Origin of the sequence: Cohnella laeviribosi DSM 21336 (genome assembly GCF_000378425.1) — a bacterium.
In the GTDB taxonomy this organism is placed as follows: domain Bacteria; phylum Bacillota; class Bacilli; order Paenibacillales; family Paenibacillaceae; genus Cohnella; species Cohnella laeviribosi.
The window spans coordinates 13,954-32,844 of the sequence record NZ_KB899846.1 but is presented as its reverse complement, the minus strand read 5'-3'; the positions used below and the strand labels follow the sequence as shown (position 1 = coordinate 32,844).

Sequence of the window (18,891 nt, the reverse complement as noted above, 5' to 3'; positions counted from 1 at the left end):
AACATGGAGCCATACCCAGCATGTCCCGCTTGGGAGATCCGTACGACAATGCCGTAATAGAAAGCTTCTACAAAACGTTAAAACGTGAACTGATGCCGGAAACAAGGAGGTTTTCCAGTGAAAAGGAAGCACGAAATGCAATCTTTGAGTACATTGAAATGTTTTATAATACGAAAAGAATGCATTCAACACTAGGCTATATGAGCCCAGTGGAATATGAAAAAATCCATTCATAATGAATTGGTCTTAACTTCGTGTCAAGCAAACTGTGGAAAGTCCAAAAAATCGTGTCTTGACAATGGGGAGCATTACACTTACAACCCTAACACCCCCGTAAAGAACTTCAGGGTCCCCAGGAAGGAACTTTTGCCGAAAATGGATATTGTGGCGCTTTGCAATCACTGGTTCTAAGTAAGAGAATAAATGCGCGTTGTAATATACGGTTCTGTAGCCTGTACATCCATCGCTGCTACTCTGCTTGGCACTCCTAAAATCTCTTGAGCCAGATAAATAAAGCGCAATTGATTGGGCTTCAGGAAGTCTCTGCCCTTCTTAGCGTCAACAAAATACGCTTCGTCCTTGTTGAAAATGAACATGTCCAGGTTAGTGGTTACCCGAAACCCGGCACGATTCCATTTTTGGGCTGCTGCAGAAAATTCCTTTACTCGATCTTCCCCAAGTCTGAATTGAATAACTGCATTATGTTCCTTAAATATCGACTTTTTAGACACCAAGTCATAGCCTTCGATCACTTCGTATTCCTTGCTCCGGAAATACCGCGCCGCCCAAAATTCACCCGAACCATAACTGAACTGCCTGCCATTCCCTTTCCATGCCAACACTTCGGGCGGCACAACCTCGGGATCTCCCTCTCTCCATCTCCGCAGGAACTCCAGGTCAAACGGGATATGAATATGATCAATTTCAAGTTGAAGAGTCGAGTTGGATTGTTCCACCATCAGTTCCCCTAATAATGCTTATTGTGTCCCAAACCGCCAGCGATTCCACGCCGGCTTCTCCCGGGCCGGATCGACGCAGCAATCGTCCGCCTCCAGGCTACGAATCGCCTCCCCGACCTGCTTCCAGGTCGCCTCGACCTCCAGCGCGTCCGACGAAAGTTTCGTACGATGCGCCGCGAACTGTGCAGCGTTCAACGTGCCGCTCACCTTAAACTCAAACAGGAGCGTTATGTTCTCGCCCACGATCCACGCGTCAGGGATCGAGCATGGGTTCGGGGCGACCTCCCCTCCGTCTCTTCGTTATTACCCCATTACCTTCCAGGGGACCAACTCCATTAACGTATCAATCCCTGAAGTACCTTTGGGGAACACGTTCTTATCCCGAATTCGTCGCAAGTTCACGCAGCCTGTCGGTGCATCTGCAGCAGGCCAATTCCCTGCCACATCTTTTTTGTATAGCAACAGCCGGGTTCCGTCGGTTGAAACGATTTGTTTGCAGTTGACCAGGTTGTTTTTTTGAACGTATTTAAGCGCTTGCTCATACGCATCGTCAAGTGACTGGTCCTGCCTTTTGGCTTCACAAATCATCACACAATGCTCCGGCCGGCTTGGCGTAGCGTTAAAGAACGCCATGTCAATATTGTTCCACTCAATCGCGAGTAATTGCTCTGACCATCCCATGCCGAGCATGAGGGGCGAGATCATGTGTGCCACGATCTCGTGTTCTGAAGGGCGTTTCTGCTCTTTATCCGTTCCATACCACGACGACAAACGATTGATGCGGGCGATCGTTTGCAGCACTTTTTCAACTGCGTCATTGGACAACCCTTTCGCGAAAAGGGCCATGCCAAGTGCTTCCGGTTCCAGCACCTCACCGACATCTTTCGGCAAGGGCCTTAACGGTCTAATTTTGATTGCCTGCAATAGATCTGCTTCGTACTTCTTGATTCTTTGATCTTCGACCCTTGTGATCGTCGGCATCATCGGCATATGGCCAAATACCGGTTGAATGGGGTCGAGAATAGAGAGTGCTTTTTGATCCCAAACGACCCTTCGCGTGTGCTGCATATCCCAGCCCAATACATCATCAAATACTTTTTGCCATGAGTATTCGGGGTCTTCATCAGGGATAATGCCGACAGCCACAACTCTTTTACCGTAACGCAAAAGGACAAGATCGCCGGCTTTTGGATTATTGCAAAAACTCGCGATCTGGTTTTTCATGTGCTCGCCGTCGTAACCGGAAGGATTGTCTTTGAAATTGCCGGGATCCCCCGGTCCAATCAAGATAACATCGTGCTCGATGCAGAGTTGCGTGTAATTTCTCCCACCGGAATCACCGGCTGCAACTTGCCATATCGTCAAATCCCTCAACCCCTATTTATTATGTAAGCCGCGCCCCCGGGATCGTCGCCAGAATCCGGTCCCGCAATCGCTCACCAAGTTCCTCGACCGTTCTCCAGACTATATGGTTCATCTGACGGGTGTCAAAATGGCAGTTTCCAATGTCGTCTTCCCGAACTGTCCAGATTACTTCCAAACCCAGTCCTTTAGCGAAGCCTGCCTCGTAATAGACACCATGCTTCTGGTGGGTAAAATCCGCAATGACAAAACGGGAGTTTTTAATCTCGTAAATGATTCGATCCACGATGTTGTCATTATGATGAACGATATCGACCGTAATTGGCTCAAAACCCGTCTCACGTATTCGCGGGAAAATATGATCTTTGAAAGTCTGCAGCAGACCGGGGTCAAAGGACATCGCTATAAAGCACTGGTTAGATTTTTTCTGACGGTTCAACAATTCATGTCCCTGCTCCAAGCCTGCTGGTGTCATGATGATTTCCATATCAGTGGACCCTAATTCACTGTGAACTTCCTCTTCGATAAATCCTTGATCCCTCAAGTAATAAATCAATGTTATCAGTTCGGTTGCTTTCGGTGAATAGGTCAGATTAAAATCTGACTCCTTCAAAATGACCGGTTCACCAATTACTTCGGTATTGCGGTATAGATAAACAAGCAATTTTTCTATTTTGTCGCGAACATGATTTGGAATTAGTGGGGAACGAAGAATCTGTTCAATGTTCTCTGAGTCGATATGCACCTGGTGGCCGTTCTCGTACATCTCTCGGATATAGCCAGAGATAAGATGCCCCGGGTATCGGCGTGCATCATAGTCGTCGTAACAGTCCCTGTCGATCGTATACCAGCCCTTTCCACCTGTACAGAGACATGAGAAGTGTAACGTTTCTTCAACCTCTCGCATCTGGCTAATGGTATTGCAAAACAGACATGGACGATTCTCTGTGTTAGTCATGCGACCGGCTCCTTTCTTACACATTTTACCATCTTAGCGAAAGTCACTCTACTCTCAATCCACGTCCTGAGTGATTTGATTGTGATCCTCGTTAACCTCAACTTTCAGTTGGCCCATAAAATACGATACCTGCTTCTCCTTGATTATCATACCAAATCGTGGTATAATAAAAATCCAGTATGTTTGCCGCAGGAGTAGGTTCGAGTCCTACACTCTCCTAATTAAGTACTCATCTCAAAGAGAACTGGTTCGCAGATAACCTGTTATCAGGTCTTCTCGGCGCCGCAATTTCTGCGCTTTATCCTCTCCTAGTTACGAAAGGAATGGTGCTGATGAGTACTTTAGTTATCCTGTTGCCCCTGGCGGCTTGCGGAGAGTTGGTGTAACTGGTAGCACGGTTACAAAGCAACCCGGGGGCAACACCATAAATAACACCGTCCATTAGGGACGGTTTATTTTTTTATACAATCAACAGTGTCATGATGCTAGACTGAATAGTGGACACCGAGAATCGAGAATGCGACAATAAATTCAGCAAAATCGAGGTGTCCGAAGATGAGTCAAAAGTATGACAAAGACTTCAAAATCCAAACCGTGAGGATGATCCAGGAACAGGGAAAACCGGTGGCGCAAGTCGCTCGGGAACTGGGTGTATCCGACAATACCTTGTACCGTTGGATCAGCGAATTCAAACAGGATCCGGGTAAGCGTCAAATCCAGCACACCTGATCAAAACTTCTCGATCCTGTGAGAATAGAAACGAAGCGTGTGCGCGAGAGCACCGAACCAGACGGAACGCCAAAGAGCCCTGATTTCGCAGTCAGAGCGGTTCGGGGCATAACGTCAGAACAGGCGACACGTGCTCGGCAATGCGGGCGACCACGGGGCCAGCTTCTCCAGAGCGGCGGCGTCCTGCAAGTTCGGCAGCTGCGGCAGTTGCTCGAACAGGTACTGCAAATATGCCTCCGGTTTCAGCCGGTTTGCTTTTGCCGTTTCGACGATGCTGTATAACACCGCACTGGCCCTTGCTCCGCGCGGCGTGTTGCTAAACAAGAAATTTTTTCGGCCGATCACCGTCGGCTTGATCGCCCGTTCGCTGCGGTTGTTGTCGATCTCCAGCCGTCCGTCCTGCAAAAAGGCGGTGAGCTTCGGCCACTGGTTCGTGCAGTAGGTGATCGCCGTTCCGAGCAACCCTTTGGGCAACACGCGCGCGCGTTGGCTTTCGAGCCAGGCGGCCATCCGGTCCAGAATCGGCCGACTTTCCTCCAGGCGGGCGTCATGGCGCTCCTCCGCCGTCGCCTCCTTAAGGCGGCGTTCGACCTCAAACAGCGCATTGCACAAGGCCAGCCCTTCCGCCGCGGCGGTTTGAGCGCGTTGCGCCGGCGGCACCGCCTGCACGGCTTCGTGAAATTTGCGCCGTGCATGCGCCCAGCAGCCCAACTGCGTAACCCCCTTGAGCCTGGCATATCCGCTGTAGCCGTCCGTCTGCAAGTACCCCGTGAATCCGGCCAGAAAGGCCTCCGGATGTTCACTGCCGCGTCCGGTCCGGTAGTCGTACAGCATCACGTCGAGCGCGGCTCCGCGCCCGGTGCGATACAGCCACAGGTACGATTTCGCTTGCGCGGATGGTCTTGCGCCAGAAGCCTGGCATGGAAGAGATCGTACAAGGGAACGAGCCATCGCTCACTGGCGGCGATCAGCCAATTGGCCATCGTCTGCCGCGACAGGTCGATGCCCCATTGCCGGAACTGTTCTTCCTGCCGGTAGAGCGGCAAGCTGTTCACGTATTTCTGATGGATCACGTGCGCCAGACGCCAGGCTGCCCGGCAACGCCGGGGCCGGCATGGGTGCGGTGACGACCGGCGTCCGCACGCCCGTCTGCCCGCACCAGCGGCAACTGTACACGTGGCGCACATGCTCGACGACGCTCACCTGCGCCGGAATGATCTTCAGTTCCCGCCGCACTTCCGTGCTCATCGCATGCAGCGGCCCGGCGCAATCCGGGCAGACGCCTTCCGTTTCGTCCAGCGTGTAGTGGATCGTTTCGACCGGCAGGTTCGCCAGTTTCGCTTCCCGTTCGCCTTTGGCTTTCTTCCGCCACTGAACGGTCACCGTTTCGACCGTCGGCTCGGGTGCCAACGGATCGGCCTCCGCTTCGGCTTCGTTGAACAGCGTCAGTTGATCCGGATGTGTTTGTTCGCTGGAGGCGCCGAAGCGCTTCTGCTGCGCCCGCCGAAATTGTTCTTCGTACCAGGCGACCTGCAGCTTGAGCGCCGCCACTTGTTCGGTTAATTGTCGAATGATCTCTTCGGAGGTCAGGGGGGAGATGTCCGCTCGGTTTTCCATGATGATGGATTTCGCGACATCGGGCTCCTTTCCTGCCGATGAGCATGGCGATTTGGTGAACACGCCGATGGGAAAGCCGTTACAGGACGACCTGGGCGGGCACCGGCCGATGGGCCTGCCGCTGATCCGGCGCGAGTCCGTCCAGCAACCAGCGCAATTGACGGTGCTGCAGGGCGATCGTCGGACTTCCGTCCGACGGCTCCGGCCATCGGAACGTGCCGCGCTCCAACCGACGGTAGAACAGCCAGAAGCCGTTGTGTTCCCAGTAAAGCATTTTCAGCTTGTCCCGCTGCCGGTTGCAGAACACGAACAGGGTGGGCGCAAACGGGCTGCAGCCAAAGCTTTCCTGGACGAGGGCGGCCAGACTGTCGATCGATTTGCGCAGATCCGTCGCGCCGCTCGCCAGGAAGATCCGTTCGGGAAGGGGGAGCATCAGCGGTCCGCCTCCAGCACCCGCACCACTTGCGTGAGCAGGGACCCATCGAAACCGGGACGGATGTCGATGGATGCGCTGCCGATCCGGACGACGAGGGGGGAGGCTTCCGCCGATGAAGGCGGCGTTGGGGTGACCGTCACCCAAGTTGTCGTTGGTGATTTCCGTTTGTCCGGCGACAGTTTGCGTAACCAGTATTTCAGTTGGTTGAACGGGATTTCTTGGGCGGCACACCATGCTCGCATGGTCTGTCCGCTTTTCCGATAGGCACGGATCCGCTCCCGCCATTGCTCGTTGCGTTCGTTTTCGTTCATACGTGCGTACCTCCTATCTTTCAGATACACTCAGTTTCTCATGCATCTTCGAGTCCGTGTAGGTGTGAAGTATTTGACGCTTACGATTGTATCGGACCATGCAAAATGAAAAGTCCATAAACGAGGGTGGTGTCGAAAAGTCGTGAGGGATTATTCATGGTGAATGTTTGTGTACCTTACAGGGTTATTAATGTGAATGAACAAAAGGCAAAATATGGAGTGAATATTCGTGAGGGGAAATACAGTTGTCAAGGCTGAAATCAATATCGCGTCCTTGACAACTGTATCTGGGGATGACAACAACGGAATCCTGACAAAACTTCTGCAGTTGATCAAATCTGAAATGATATTAACATGACGTGTCATCCAATTTCCAATGTTTAACGTGAACTTTTTGAAAAAAAATTTTTTTGGACGGGAATAGACGCTTATATTTTCAAGAACTCAACCGGGCTATGCTGCTGATACTTCCGCCCCACTTCGTCATCTGTGAAGTCCAAATACGCTTTTTGTGTGACGTCAACAGATGAATGACCGAGAATTCTGGATAAGGTGAACCAGTCGCCGCCGTTCATGATATAGTACTTAGCAAAAATATTTCGAAGTTGGTGTGGATGGATCTGAACTCCAATTTTTCTACCCGCATCACGCATCGCTTTCTCGTAATTCCGGACTTCCAACTGGGTGCCCCTTGTCGTAGGGAACATTAGATCGCTGTTCGAATAACGATCTTTGTACTTCATCCATTGCTTAAGATCCCGTGATAGCCGATGTGAAAAAATACATACCGCTGCTGTTTGTTTTTCGGATTCACAATCAGGATGCTCTTGTGATGAAAATCAAACTGATTTGGTTTCAGCGATAAACATTCCCCAATTCGCATTCCTGTGTCCAACAACAGTTTGGTGATGATGAGGTTTCTATATCCATGGAAGGTGGTTGTATCGAACTGTTTTAAGACACGCTTAATCTCTTCGACTGTCAGCATTTTTTTGGCTTTTCGTTCCGGCTTGATGTTTTCGATTTTTTCACACGGATTTTTCTGGATGGCTGTCTCCACTTCGAATAGATAATTGAAGAAAACCTTGATGTTCCTCACATAATTGTCAATTGTCGTTGCGGAGATTGGCTGTTATAGTCCGACCGATGGTCAGGATGGTTATACTCTTTCCGCTCCTCATTAACAACCACCGTGTATTTGCCGCGTTCCTTGAGATATTTGATGTACTGACGAATATGCCCTGATTGTACGCGGCCCGGATCAACGATTTTGAAGTGCTCCTTCAAATACGCGGCGAACAATTTCAGCGATTGCTCATAACTGGCCAATGTCTTTCGGGAAAGGTTTTTGGATGTGCAGTACAGCATAAAGTTTTCGATTTGAAATTCGAAATCCGTCATGAAAAACACCCCTATTCATTGGTTTGACTGCAAACCAATAAATAGGGGCAGTTTATCGGCATTTCTTCTCATGATTTATCGGTCTCAAAAAAATTGGTCGGTTTCGGATCAGGCGCAATCAAACCCGAAATCCCTTGCTAGCCCGAGCTACGACACCTTATGCTCGATCCGCAGCTTGTCTGCGACCATCGCGATGAACTCCGAGTTGGTCGGTTTCGACTTGCTGATGTTGATCGTGTAGCCGAACAGGTGGCTGATGCTGTCGATGTTGCCGCGCGTCCAGGCGACCTCGATCGCGTGGCGGATGGCGCGTTCGACGCGGGACGGCGTCGTCTTGAATTTCTCGGCGATCGCCGGGTACAGCGTTTTCGTGATCGCCCCGAGAATTTCGATGTTGTTGTACACCATCGTGATCGCTTCGCGCAAATACTGATAGCCCTTAATATGCGCCGGAACCCCGATCTCATGGATAATGCTCGTAATATTGGCGTCGAGATTACGCGGCTTGCCGATCGGCACGATGTTGGAACGGCTGATGCCGGCCGAGCCGGAAGAAACCACCGGAGTCGAAACAACGGAATATCCGGCCAATTGCCGAATCCGGTTGGCGAGCACATCCATATCGAACGGTTTGAGTATGTAGTAGGAAGCCCCGAGTTGAACCGCACGCTGCGTAATGTTTTCTTGCCCGAACGCCGTAAGCATGATGATCTTGGGCATAGGGGACAAATTCATATCCCTCAGCTTTTCCAATACGCCAAGGCCATCCAGATGAGGCATGATGATATCGAGAATCATCACGTCGGGCACAAGCCGATTTTCCTCCAACTGGCGGATGACTTCTTCTCCGTTGTACGCCACGCCGATGACCGTCATGTCATCCTGCTCTTCAATATAATCGGATAACAAATTCGTGAATTCTCGGTTGTCGTCTGCAAGAAATACTTCGATCCGCTGCAAGGCTCTGGTCCTCCCTTTTAAACGATTGAGTGATGGTGCTGCTCTGTATATCCCAATTCGACACGGCGATAATGATTCCTTCTTGATGAGAATTTTTTTCTTTATTTTTTATTCGTTATCAACTATAATAAATATTTTATTACAAATCACATCTAATTTCGAACTTTTTCGACAAAATCCTGGCTTTCCGTGTCGCCCCAAAAACGCAACATCCAAGGCGTTAAACCGCCTTAGATGTCGGTTGGTTCGGATTCAGAACAATTCCGGCATCCTGCAGCATCCATTCGATAAAACATCCGTAACCGGAAGTCGGATCGTTGACGAACACGTGGGTTACGGCGCCGACCAGTTTGCCCTTCTGCAGGATGGGGCTGCCGCTCATGCCCTGGACGATGCCGCCCGTGCGCTCCAGCAGCTTCGGATCGGTTATGCGGATGACCATCCCCTTGGTCGCGGGAGTCGTCTGCTTGGCGACGTGAACGATTTGAATATTGAAACGTTCGACCTTTTGTCCGTTGACGACGGTCAAAATTTCGGCAGGCCCTTCTTCCACTTCCTCGGCGAAGGCGATGGGAACCGGCTCTTGATGCAAACCGTGCTTCGGAAGTTCCTTCATCTTGCCAAAGATGCCGAAGGGCGTGTTGCGTTCGACGTTGCCCAGCGTTTTGCTTTCTTTGATAAAGCTTGCTCTCTTCTCCCCGGGCTCGCCGCTTTGGCTCTTGGAAATCGACAGCACATTGGATTGCAAAATTTGGCCGTCGCCGACGACGATCGGCGTCTGGGTATCCATATCCGTGATGATGTGGCCCAGCGCCCCGTAGACGCCGTGATCGGGCGCGTAGAAGGTCAACGTTCCGACCCCGGCCGCGGAATCCCTGATGTACAGCCCCAGTCTCCACACTTTGTCTTCCTTATCGAACGCCGGCTTCAACTGGGTGCGGAACCGGTTTTTTCCCCGCTGTACGACCAGATCGAGGGGAATGTTGTTTTTCCCCGCATGCTCCGCCAATGCCGCCACTTTGGTCACGTCGTTGAGCGGACGGCCGTTAATTTCGACGATCAGGTCGCCCAGCTTCAACTTCGCTTCCTCGCCGGGCGAAATGCGGGTTTGCGGACCGGTTCGGACCAGATGATGGCCTACGACCATAATGCCGGCCGACTTGACCTTAACCCCGATGGTCTGACCCCCCGGCACGACCCGCAAATCCGGAACAACCTGCAGCTTGATCGTTTTGAACGGAATTTTGCCAAAAAGCCTCAGCTTTAACTTCGTCTCTCCGCTGTTTTGGGGTTCGATCGATAATGGCTGATTTAAATCGACTTGGAAATTCGCATGGCGGGTTCCGTTGACGACCGCGACTTCCGGGTTCAAGCTCCCTTGCGCATGGACCGGCATGGCGTAGTGAAGACGTTTCGCCTGCCCTTCGAACAAACGAAGCTCGTCGGGCAGCGCGGCATAATGCCGGATCGGGGCGGAAGAAGCCGCAAGGCAGAGAAATAAGACGAGAAGAATGCCGATTTTGCGACGGACGGAGGCTGTTCGGTTCACTTTCTCACGCTCCCTTACAGTCTTTGCGGCGCGTTTGACCCGCCGACAACGTAACTATAAGGTAACCGTGCCCCTCCGCTTTTATGTTCTCAAAAAGCTTCCTTCACCCGCAATTTTTCGCGTCGTGAAGCGTTTTTTTGGCGAATCGCCAGCGCCAGCATTTCCTGCGCGTGATGGCGGGTTTTTTCCGTTACTTCCACGCCGCCGAGCATTCTGGCCAGCTCCTCTACCCGTTCGCCGCCTTCGAGTTCTCTCACCGAAGTGGACGTTCTGCCGTTCTCGTTCACTTGTTTGGCGATTTCGAACTGGTAATCGGCCATGCAAGCCACCTGCGGCAGGTGCGTAATCGCAAATACCTGGCAATCTCCGGCCAGCCGGGACAGCTTATCCGCAACCGCCTGCGCCGCCCGCCCGCTAACTCCGGTATCGACTTCATCGAAGACAAGCACGGGTATGCGGTCGATGCGCGCAAATATCGCTTTCAGCGCAAGCATGACGCGCGACATTTCGCCGCCGGAAGCGATTTTGGACAGCGGCTTCGGCGGTTCTCCCGGGTTGGTGGAAAGCAGAAATTCGGCGTTGTCCGCGCCCGCTGCGGAAAGCGGCGCCTGTTCCAGCCGAACCTCAAAGACCGCCCGCTCCATCTGCAATTCGCGAAGCTCCTGTACGATCACTTCGGACAACCGGCGCGCGGCGTTTTTCCGGATGGCGGTCAGCCGTTCGGCCAAAACGGCGAGTTCCCGATATAGGCGCTTTTCTTCATCGATCAGCTGCTGCAGACGCTCGTCGCGGTTTTCCAGCTTGTCCGCTTCGGCTTGAATCCGTTCCCTGTAGGCCAAAATATCTTCGATGGTTTCACCGTACTTGCGCTTAAGGCCGTACAGCAAATCCAACCGGTCTTCGACGAGCGCCAACCGCTCGGGATTAAACTCGACGTTGTCGCGATAGCTGCGCAGCTGATACGCCGCATCCTCCGCCGCGTAATATGCCGACTGCAATTGCTCCAGCAGCGGTTTAAGAACGGACGGATCGACGTTAACGATATCCTCAAGCCGCGAAATAGCGCGGGAAATCGCGGAAAGCCCCTTCGCGCCGGAAAGCAGGTCGTACGCCTCCGACACCGATTCCGCAAGCTTCTCCGCATGGCTTAGTTTGCGTCTTTCCTCCGCGAGCGATTCGTCTTCTCCCGGCTTCAGGCGCGCTTCCGCGATCTCTTCGAGCTGGTAACGGTACAAATCGAGCATCTGCATCTGGTGGCGGCTGGTTTCCTCCAGTTCCTTGCGCTCCCGCTCCACTTGGCGAAACTGTTCGTATTTGGCCGCATAGGCCGATTTGTCGGCAGCGATCTCTTCTCCGGCATACTGGTCCAGCCATTCCAGATGGCGTTCGGTCCGCAGCAGCGACTGGTGCTCGTGCTGTCCGTGAATGTTGATCAAATGTTCGCCCACTTCGCGCAGCATCGTCAGCGTCGCGCTTTGCCCGTTGATGCGCGCCGACGATTTGCCCTGGAGCATGATTTCCCGCCGAATCACCAGCATTTCGCGGGGATCCGCTTCGATACCGAATTTGTCCAGCACGCTCCATACCGGATGATTGTCCGGCAGGTCGAACACCGCTTCGACATCCGCCCGTTCGCATCCGTGCCGGATCATCTCCGCGGAGCCCCGGCCGCCGGCGATCAGTCCGAGCGCATCGATAATCATGGACTTGCCCGCGCCGGTCTCTCCGGTGAGGACATGAAAACCGGAATGAAAAAGGACCGTTACCTGTTCGATAACCGCCAAATTCCGGATCGACAGTTCCCGCAGCATCCTTTGCGCAGCCTCCTCTTATGGTGAACGCAGAACGTTTAATGCATCATTTCTTGAATTCGCTTGACGATTTGCGGACCTTGCTCTTTCGTTTTGCAAATCAGCAGGATCGTGTCGTCGCCTCCGATGGAGCCCATAACCTCCGGCCATTCCATGCCGTCGAGCAATGAAGCGATCGTGTTGGCGGTTCCGGGCAAGCAGCGGACGACAACCAGATTGTCGGCCGAATCGGCGCTCACGAAATGGTCGAGCAGCGCCCGCTTAAGCTTCAAGGCCGGGTTAAACTTCTGATCCTGCGGCATGGCGTATTTGTACCGTCCGTCTTCCAGCGGCACTTTGATCAGTTGCATTTCCTTGATGTCGCGCGAAATCGTCGCCTGGGTCACATGAACGCCTTCGCTTCGCAGCGCCTCGACAAGCTCTTCCTGCGTTTCGATTTCCCGCTTGCCGATCATTTCCCGAATTTGCCGTTGCCTTTGCGCTTTCATTCCTTTTCATCCTCCACTTTGAATCGCACCGTTCGTACAATGCGTTCCTTGAGATCGACGACGACAATCCCGTCGGACTCCGGAAACAACAGGGCGTACGGCAGCAGGCGCTCCCTCAGGCCGCTTGCCGTCCACTCCATCGGATTTCTCCATCTCTCCATTTTGACCAAATAGTATTTATGATCTTTTTGGGCCAGATAATCGAAATAAAGCCGCGTCGGCTGGGAAGGCTGATCGTCGACCGCGACGCGAAGCGGAATTCGGTGCTTGCCGGACAGCACTTCGAAGCCTTGCTCCTCCAGAAGCGCCACCGCTTCGCTGGGCTCGACCTCGCCGGCGTTCGCAAGCCTGCGAAGCCTGGCGTTCGGCGGCTCCAAAAGCCAAAGGTTGAATCTTCGCCACAGCCATAAAAGCAAGAGGCCTGCCGCCGTAAGAAACAGCAGCCAATCGCCGAACCGCTCCACTATAGCCACCCTCCACCTTCAACGTCGGCGAATATTCGTGCCTGTCGTCCAAAGAAGGTGCCGCCGCTTCTAACCTAGTTCGCGGCCGGCGCGCGCGATTCCTTTTTTCCGGCCCTGCAAACGCAAAAAACGGAGCATGCCCGGAGAACCGGTCATCGTCTTCCGGCCGTTCTTCGGCAGCTCCGGGACATGATTTCCCCCGTATTGGCGTTTCCTAAAAAAATGAATTCAGCAAAGGGATGTGTTCAAAAGATCAGCCTTTTCGGTGAAATGCGGTCGATGCTTCTTCAACGACTTTCTTGATCAGCGATTGGACTTCGTCGCGCCCCATTCCGCTTTCGGCGGATTCGTCCGGTGCGAACCTCCAGTGCGCCAAAAACTCGATGTTGCCCTCCCCGCCCGTAATCGGGGAAAAGGTGAGGCCTTGCAGCCGGAAGCCGAGCGTTGCCGCGTGTTCCAGCACCTCGCACAGCACTGCCTCGTGCACGGCGGGGTCGCGGACGACACCGGACTTGCCGACCTGCTCGCGCCCCGCCTCGAACTGCGGCTTGATGAGGGCGACGGTTTCTCCTCCCGGTTTCAGCAGTTTGGCGAGCGTAGGGAGGATCAGCTTCAGGGAAATGAACGACACGTCGATCGTGGCAAAACCGGGCTGCGGTCCGTCCAGTTGGTCGGAAGTCATATAACGGAAATTGGTCCGTTCCATCACCCGAACCCGCTCGTCCCGGCGCAGCGACCAATCGAGCTGGTTGTAGCCGACGTCCACAGCGTAAACGAGCGAAGCGCCGTGCCGGAGGGCGCAGTCGGTAAAGCCGCCGGTGGAAGCGCCGATGTCCAGCATGACCGCACCTTCCAGCCGAAGGCCGAAATAGCGGATCGCCTTCTCGAGCTTCAGTCCGCCCCGGCTGACATAGGGATGCGCCGCGCCCTTTACGGTAATGACGGCATCCCGGGGCACCTTCGTGCCCGCCTTGTCGATCCGTTCCGCGCCGACCTGCACCAGTCCCGCCATGATCGCGGCCTTCGCCTTTTCCCGGCTTTCGAAATACCCCTGTTCTACAAGCAGGACATCCAAGCGTTCTTTCGCGATAACCGTCATGCTCAGGTCGCCCTCTGCTTCTTGCGAACCACGCGCTTGCGGAGCTCCTGCGCCGCATTCTCGGCCGTCAAGCCGACTTCGGCGCGCTGTTCCTTGATCGTGGCATGTTCGATAAACCGGTCCGGAACGCCGAGCAGACCGACCGAAACATGCGACAGACCCGCCTGCGCGTAAAACTCGAGAATCGCCCCGCCCAGGCCGCCGTGAACGGAGCCTTCCTCCATCACCAGCAAAGGGATGTTCTCCTTCGCAAGCGAGAGCAGCATCTCCTCGTCAAGCGGCTTGACGAACCGGGCGTTGACGACCCGCGCCTGAATGCCTTCGCGTTTCAGCAGATCGGCGGCTTCCTCGGCGACCTGCACCATCGGGCCGATGGCAATTATGACGGCGTAATCGCCTTCGCGCACGATCTCCCAGCTGCCGATCGGAATCGGCTGCGGGTCGGGGTCCATCGGCACGCCGAGCCCGTTGATCCGGGGATAGCGAACCGCAATCGGGCCGCCGTCGTATTCGATCGCGGTCTTCAGCATGCGGCGAAGCTCGTTCTCGTCCTTGGGCATCATCAGCACCATGTTCGGTATATGGCGCAAAAAAGCGATATCGTAAACGCCCTGATGCGTCTCTCCGTCGGCGCCGACAAAGCCGGCCCGGTCGATGGCGAACACGACGTTCAGATTTTGCCGGCAAATATCGTGCACGACCTGGTCGTAGGCCCGTTGAAGGAAGGTGGAATAGACGGCAAACACCGGCTTCATCCCCTCCATCGCCAAAGCCGCGGACATCGTGGCCGCATGCTGCTCCGCGATGCCGACGTCGAACATGCGGTCCGGGAAGCGCTCCGCGAAGCCGAGCAGTCCGGAACCGCCCGGCATGGCGGGCGTAATGGCGACGATCCGCTCGTCCTTCTCCGCGAGCTCGATCAGCATTTTGCCGAACACGTCCGTATAGACCGGCGGGCCGACCGGCTTGACGACTTGGCCGGATTCGATTTTGTAAGGGGTGATGCCGTGCCACTTGAAGGAGTCCGCTTCCGCGGGGGAATACCCCTTGCCTTTGACCGTCAGCACGTGAATGAGGACCGGACCGTCCACCTTCTCGGCTTGCCGGAACGTTTCCAGCAGCTTCTCGATATCGTGCCCATCCACCGGGCCGAAATATTTAAGGCCGAATTCCTCGAACAGCATTCCGGGTACGACCAAATATTTCAGGCTGTCCTTCAACCGCTCGGCCGTCTTGGCCAGCTTGCCGCCGATGGCCGGGATTTTGCGCAGCAGCCATTCAAGCTCGTCTTTGGCTTTGCGGTACGTCTTGTCGGAGCGGACCTTGCCCAAATAATTGTGCAGCGCGCCCACGTTCGGCGCGATCGACATCTCGTTGTCGTTGAGCACGACGGTCAGATTGCGCTTCTCGTGGCCGATGTGGTTGAGCGCTTCCAGCGCCATGCCGCCGGTCAGGGCGCCGTCCCCGATGATCGCGATGATCCGATGGTTTTCGCCTTTTAGATCGCGCGCGAGCGCCATGCCGATGGCCGCGGACAGCGAAGTGCTGCTGTGCCCGGCTTCCCAGACGTCGTGCTCGCTTTCGGAACGCTTCACGAATCCGCACAAGCCGTTCTTCTGCCGCAACGTGCCGAACCGGTCTTTTCGGCCGGTCAAGATTTTATGCACATAGGCCTGGTGGCCGACGTCGAAAATGAACTTGTCCCGAGGGCTGTCATACAAATAATGAAGAGCCAGCGTCAGTTCGACTACACCCAAATTGGGAGCGAGATGTCCGCCGGTCGCCGATAGTTTTTCAATTAGAAACTGGCGGATTTCTTGAGCCAACTGAGGAAGCTCGGCAACAGCCAGCCGCTTCAGATCAGTCGGGCTGTCGATACGGTCGAGCAGCAAATGAAGTTCCCCGCTTTCCCGAATATGTCGGTTGCTTTGCAAAATTTTCTCCATTATAACACAAGCGGCGTGCAAATGCCCAATCGGATCGCCGGGCATATAGCCAAGCTTGGAAAAATATGCTGAAATCTGGAAATCAGGAGACAAAAAAACTGCCCATGCGGTCCGGACGCAACCGCGATAGACAGTTATTGTTGCCCGCAAACGGGATGTTGCACCGAGTCTGCAATGCCTTAATGGTCCCGGTTCATGATCGTTCGCGCGATATCGGCCAGCAAATCCGGTTTCGCCAAGCCGGCGGACTTGACCGCCTCGATCGCTTCCTCGGTCAGTCTGGCGACGCGAAGCCGGCTTTCCTCGAGCCCGAGCAAAAACGGATAGGTCACTTTGCCCTGCCGCTCGTCGCTGTTCAGCGGCTTGCCGAGCTTGCTTTCGTCGCCGATCACATCCAGAATGTCGTCCTGAATCTGGAATGCAAGGCCGATGTTGCGGCCGAACAATTCAAGCGCGCGCAGCCGCGCTTCGTCGGCTTCCGCCGCGTGTCCGCCTGCGCGCAGGGAAAAGGCGATCAGGTCGCTCGTTTTATGTAAATGGATATTTTCAAGCTCCTCCAGGGAAGTCGATCCTTGTTCCCCGAGCATGTCGTCCGCCTGTCCGCCCACCATGCCGGGCAGTCCGGCGAAGCGGGACAGCTCCGATACGACGGCGAGCGTCCGCTGGGCCGGCACCCCCGCTTCCGCCGCCTGAGAGGCGACGTAAAAGGCGTGCGTCAGCAGGCCGTCTCCGGCGAGAATCGCCATTGCCTCTCCGAACACCTTGTGGTTGGTCGGACGTCCGCGGCGAAAATCGTCGTTGTCCATTGCCGGCAGATCGTCGTGGATCAGCGAATAGGTATGAACCATCTCCACCGCGACGGCAAACGGCATCGCCTTTTCGTAAACGCGCTCGTCCCCGGCGACGCTTTCCGCCGAGGCCAGCACGAGAATCGGGCGAAGCCGTTTGCCGCCCGCTTCCAGCGAGTACATGGCCGCCTCCCGAAGCCGCGCCGGAATGCGCCAATGCGCCGGTATGGCTTGACGCAGCTCCCGTTCCACGCGCACGCGCAGCTTTTGCATATACTCGCCGATGTCGCTTGTTAACGTCACTCGTCGTTACTCTCCTTTGTCCGCGTCAACGTCTCCCTGAAGCGGTGCGAACGGCTTGCGCTGCAAACCGCTTTCGTCCTCTACGATCATCTCGATGCGTTTCTCCACTTGCTCCAGCTTTTGCCCGCACAATCTGGAAAGCGCCATCCCCTGCTGGTAAAGCTCGATGGCCGTCTCCAGCGGAACCTCGGAGTGTTCCAGCCGGGAGACGATTTCTTCCAGCTTCTCCATCGCTTCCTCGAAGGAGAGGGCCTGCAAGGCGTCCGCGCTTCCTTTTGCCGCCGGCTCTCCGGCGCCTGCCGCTTCCGGTTTATTGCTCATCGGTTATCTCCTCCCCCTGCATGCCCCATACTTGGCAATCCAGCATGCCGTCCGTCAGACGCACTTTCACCCGGTCGCCGGGCTGAACCTCGTTGATCGACCGGATGATGTTCGCTTCCTCTTCGTCGTAGACAAGGCTGTATCCCCGCGCCATAATCTTGAGCGGACTGAGCGCGTCCAGCTGCCGGACAAGCGCGCCGAAGGCGTCCTGCCGCTGCCTGAGCACCCCGCGCATGGCGTGCCCGAGCCGGCGCGCGGCCGCATCGGCCCGCTGGCGCGAGTACGCCGCCTGCAGCCGGGGGCTTGCGGCGGACAGCCTCCCCGCCAGCCTGGCGTGCATCTCCTGCGCGCGGGCAAAGCGCCCTTCGGCGCGGTACTGCAGCCGGTCCCGCAGCCGGTCGAGCCGCTCGGCCTGCGCAAGCAGCGCGCGCCTCGGCTGCGTGAAGAAGGGCGACCGCGCCGCACGCTGCCAGCGCTCGCGGGACTGGACAAGCCGGAGCCGAAGCGACCGCTCCATGCGCTTGCGCAGCGATTCGATCGTCTGCTTCAGCTCCGCCGCATGCGGCACCGCCAGCTCCGCGGCGGCCGTCGGCGTCGGGGCCCGCAAGTCGGCGGCGAAATCGGCGATCGTAAAATCCGTTTCGTGGCCGACCGCCGAAATGACCGGGATGGCCGACGCGCGGATGGCCCGGGCGACGATCTCCTCGTTAAACGCCCACAGCTCTTCCAGCGATCCGCCGCCGCGTCCGACGATCAGCACGTCGACCTCGGCGAGCCGGTTCATGGCTTCGATCGCCCGCACAATCGACCCCGCAGCGGCCTTGCCCTGAACCGACGCGGGATAAAGCAGCACCGGAACCGACGGAAACCGGCGACGAATCGTCGTCAGAATGTCCCGCACCGCCGCCCCCGTCGGCGACGTGATGACGCCGACCGCCTTCGGGTAGCGGGGGATCGGGCGTTTGGCCGACTCGGCGAACAGCCCTTCTTCCCCCAGCTTCCGCTTCAGCTGTTCAAACGCAAGATACAGGCTCCCGACGCCGTCCGGCTGCATCGCCGTAACGTAAAACTGATACTGCCCGTCCCGCTCGAAGACGGAGACGCCTCCTCTGGCGAGAACCTTCATGCCGTCCTTCGGCCTGAAGGGCAGACGCTGGTTATAAGAGGCGAACATGATGCTTTTCAGTCTGCCGCTCTCGTCCTTGAGCGTAAAATACATATGCCCGCTGGAATGATGCGTGAAATTGGAGATTTCTCCCCGTATCCAGATATCCTGCAGCTTCGCGTCGCTTTCCAGCTTCAGCTTGATGTACCGGTTGACATCGCGGATACTGAGAACACGCGCCGGTTCCACCGCGCCGCCCCCTTCCGTTCTTAGTCCGGGTTAAC

General features: G+C 55.4%; 18 protein-coding genes and 2 pseudogenes. 2 read left to right on the top strand and 18 right to left on the bottom strand.

Annotated features, from left to right (window positions below):
* The coding region (locus F560_RS25210) for an integrase core domain-containing protein (protein ID WP_019007265.1) at positions 1 to 236 on the top strand (236 nt) is incomplete at its 5' end.
* Between the two features lie 171 nt (positions 237 to 407).
* Here the strand turns inward: F560_RS25210 and F560_RS0118590 are convergent.
* The 4 genes from F560_RS0118590 to F560_RS0118575 all read right to left on the bottom strand — a co-directional run bounded on the left by F560_RS0118590 (position 408) and on the right by F560_RS0118575 (position 3,279).
* Complete coding sequence (locus tag F560_RS0118590; RefSeq protein ID WP_156829047.1) at positions 408 to 956, bottom strand: hypothetical protein; 549 nt, start codon at positions 954 to 956, stop codon at positions 408 to 410.
* A 21-nt stretch (positions 957 to 977) separates the two neighbouring features.
* The gene (locus F560_RS25675; RefSeq protein WP_019007263.1) at positions 978 to 1,154 is read right to left on the bottom strand and encodes a hypothetical protein; all 177 of its coding nucleotides are present in this window, start codon (positions 1,152 to 1,154) and stop codon (positions 978 to 980) included.
* A 108-nt stretch (positions 1,155 to 1,262) separates the two neighbouring features.
* Positions 1,263 to 2,324, bottom strand: coding sequence for a hypothetical protein (locus F560_RS0118580; RefSeq protein WP_019007262.1), 1,062 nt, complete (start codon positions 2,322 to 2,324; stop codon positions 1,263 to 1,265).
* Between the two features lie 19 nt (positions 2,325 to 2,343).
* Positions 2,344 to 3,279 carry a hypothetical protein gene (locus tag F560_RS0118575; protein ID WP_019007261.1) on the bottom strand — a complete coding sequence of 312 codons (936 nt, stop codon included), beginning with the start codon at positions 3,277 to 3,279 and terminating at the stop codon, positions 2,344 to 2,346.
* A gap of 555 nt (positions 3,280 to 3,834) precedes the next feature.
* On the opposite strand from F560_RS0118575, the gene F560_RS0118570 reads away from it, so the two are divergent.
* Complete coding sequence (locus tag F560_RS0118570) at positions 3,835 to 4,008, top strand: transposase (RefSeq protein ID WP_019007260.1); 174 nt, start codon at positions 3,835 to 3,837, stop codon at positions 4,006 to 4,008.
* Between the two features lie 114 nt (positions 4,009 to 4,122).
* Here the strand turns inward: F560_RS0118570 and tnpC are convergent.
* From tnpC to xseA, 14 genes and pseudogenes are all read right to left on the bottom strand, one after another.
* Positions 4,123 to 5,625, bottom strand: a pseudogene (gene tnpC / locus F560_RS25205) (IS66 family transposase).
* A gap of 79 nt (positions 5,626 to 5,704) precedes the next feature.
* A complete protein-coding gene (gene tnpB, locus F560_RS0118555) occupies positions 5,705 to 6,058 on the bottom strand; it encodes an IS66 family insertion sequence element accessory protein TnpB (protein WP_019007259.1) in 354 nt (117 codons plus the stop codon).
* A complete protein-coding gene (gene tnpA / locus F560_RS0118550) occupies positions 6,058 to 6,372 on the bottom strand; it encodes an IS66 family insertion sequence element accessory protein TnpA (RefSeq protein ID WP_019007258.1) in 315 nt (104 codons plus the stop codon). The genes tnpB and tnpA overlap by 1 nt, the downstream gene beginning before the upstream one ends.
* 428 nt (positions 6,373 to 6,800) lie before the next feature.
* Positions 6,801 to 7,773, bottom strand: a pseudogene (locus F560_RS24280) (tyrosine-type recombinase/integrase).
* A 147-nt stretch (positions 7,774 to 7,920) separates the two neighbouring features.
* The gene (spo0A, locus tag F560_RS0118530) at positions 7,921 to 8,733 is read right to left on the bottom strand and encodes a sporulation transcription factor Spo0A (protein WP_019007257.1); all 813 of its coding nucleotides are present in this window, start codon (positions 8,731 to 8,733) and stop codon (positions 7,921 to 7,923) included.
* A gap of 220 nt (positions 8,734 to 8,953) precedes the next feature.
* Positions 8,954 to 10,282, bottom strand: coding sequence for a SpoIVB peptidase (gene spoIVB / locus F560_RS0118525; RefSeq protein ID WP_019007256.1), 1,329 nt, complete (start codon positions 10,280 to 10,282; stop codon positions 8,954 to 8,956).
* 89 nt (positions 10,283 to 10,371) lie between these two features.
* On the bottom strand, positions 10,372 to 12,093 hold the full coding sequence (recN, locus tag F560_RS0118520; RefSeq protein WP_019007255.1) for a DNA repair protein RecN: 1,722 nt from the start codon (positions 12,091 to 12,093) through the stop codon (positions 10,372 to 10,374).
* A 38-nt stretch (positions 12,094 to 12,131) separates the two neighbouring features.
* Entirely contained in the window at positions 12,132 to 12,581 is a 450-nt protein-coding gene (ahrC, locus tag F560_RS0118515) for a transcriptional regulator AhrC/ArgR (RefSeq protein ID WP_019007254.1), read from the bottom strand.
* Entirely contained in the window at positions 12,578 to 13,045 is a 468-nt protein-coding gene (locus F560_RS0118510; protein ID WP_019007253.1) for a hypothetical protein, read from the bottom strand. Before F560_RS0118510 ends, ahrC begins: the two co-directional genes overlap by 4 nt.
* A 253-nt stretch (positions 13,046 to 13,298) precedes the next feature.
* Positions 13,299 to 14,144, bottom strand: coding sequence for a TlyA family RNA methyltransferase (locus F560_RS0118505; protein ID WP_019007252.1), 846 nt, complete (start codon positions 14,142 to 14,144; stop codon positions 13,299 to 13,301).
* 2 nt (positions 14,145 to 14,146) lie between these two features.
* Positions 14,147 to 16,090 (bottom strand): 1-deoxy-D-xylulose-5-phosphate synthase, encoded by a 1,944-nt coding sequence (gene dxs / locus F560_RS0118500; RefSeq protein WP_019007251.1) that lies wholly within the window; start codon positions 16,088 to 16,090, stop codon positions 14,147 to 14,149.
* A gap of 179 nt (positions 16,091 to 16,269) precedes the next feature.
* The gene (locus F560_RS0118495) at positions 16,270 to 17,181 is read right to left on the bottom strand and encodes a polyprenyl synthetase family protein (protein WP_019007250.1); all 912 of its coding nucleotides are present in this window, start codon (positions 17,179 to 17,181) and stop codon (positions 16,270 to 16,272) included.
* Between the two features lie 6 nt (positions 17,182 to 17,187).
* Positions 17,188 to 17,502 carry an exodeoxyribonuclease VII small subunit gene (gene xseB, locus F560_RS0118490; RefSeq protein ID WP_019007249.1) on the bottom strand — a complete coding sequence of 105 codons (315 nt, stop codon included), beginning with the start codon at positions 17,500 to 17,502 and terminating at the stop codon, positions 17,188 to 17,190.
* On the bottom strand, positions 17,492 to 18,856 hold the full coding sequence (xseA, locus tag F560_RS0118485; RefSeq protein WP_019007248.1) for an exodeoxyribonuclease VII large subunit: 1,365 nt from the start codon (positions 18,854 to 18,856) through the stop codon (positions 17,492 to 17,494). Before xseA ends, xseB begins: the two co-directional genes overlap by 11 nt.
* Between the last annotated feature and the right edge of the window lie 35 nt (positions 18,857 to 18,891).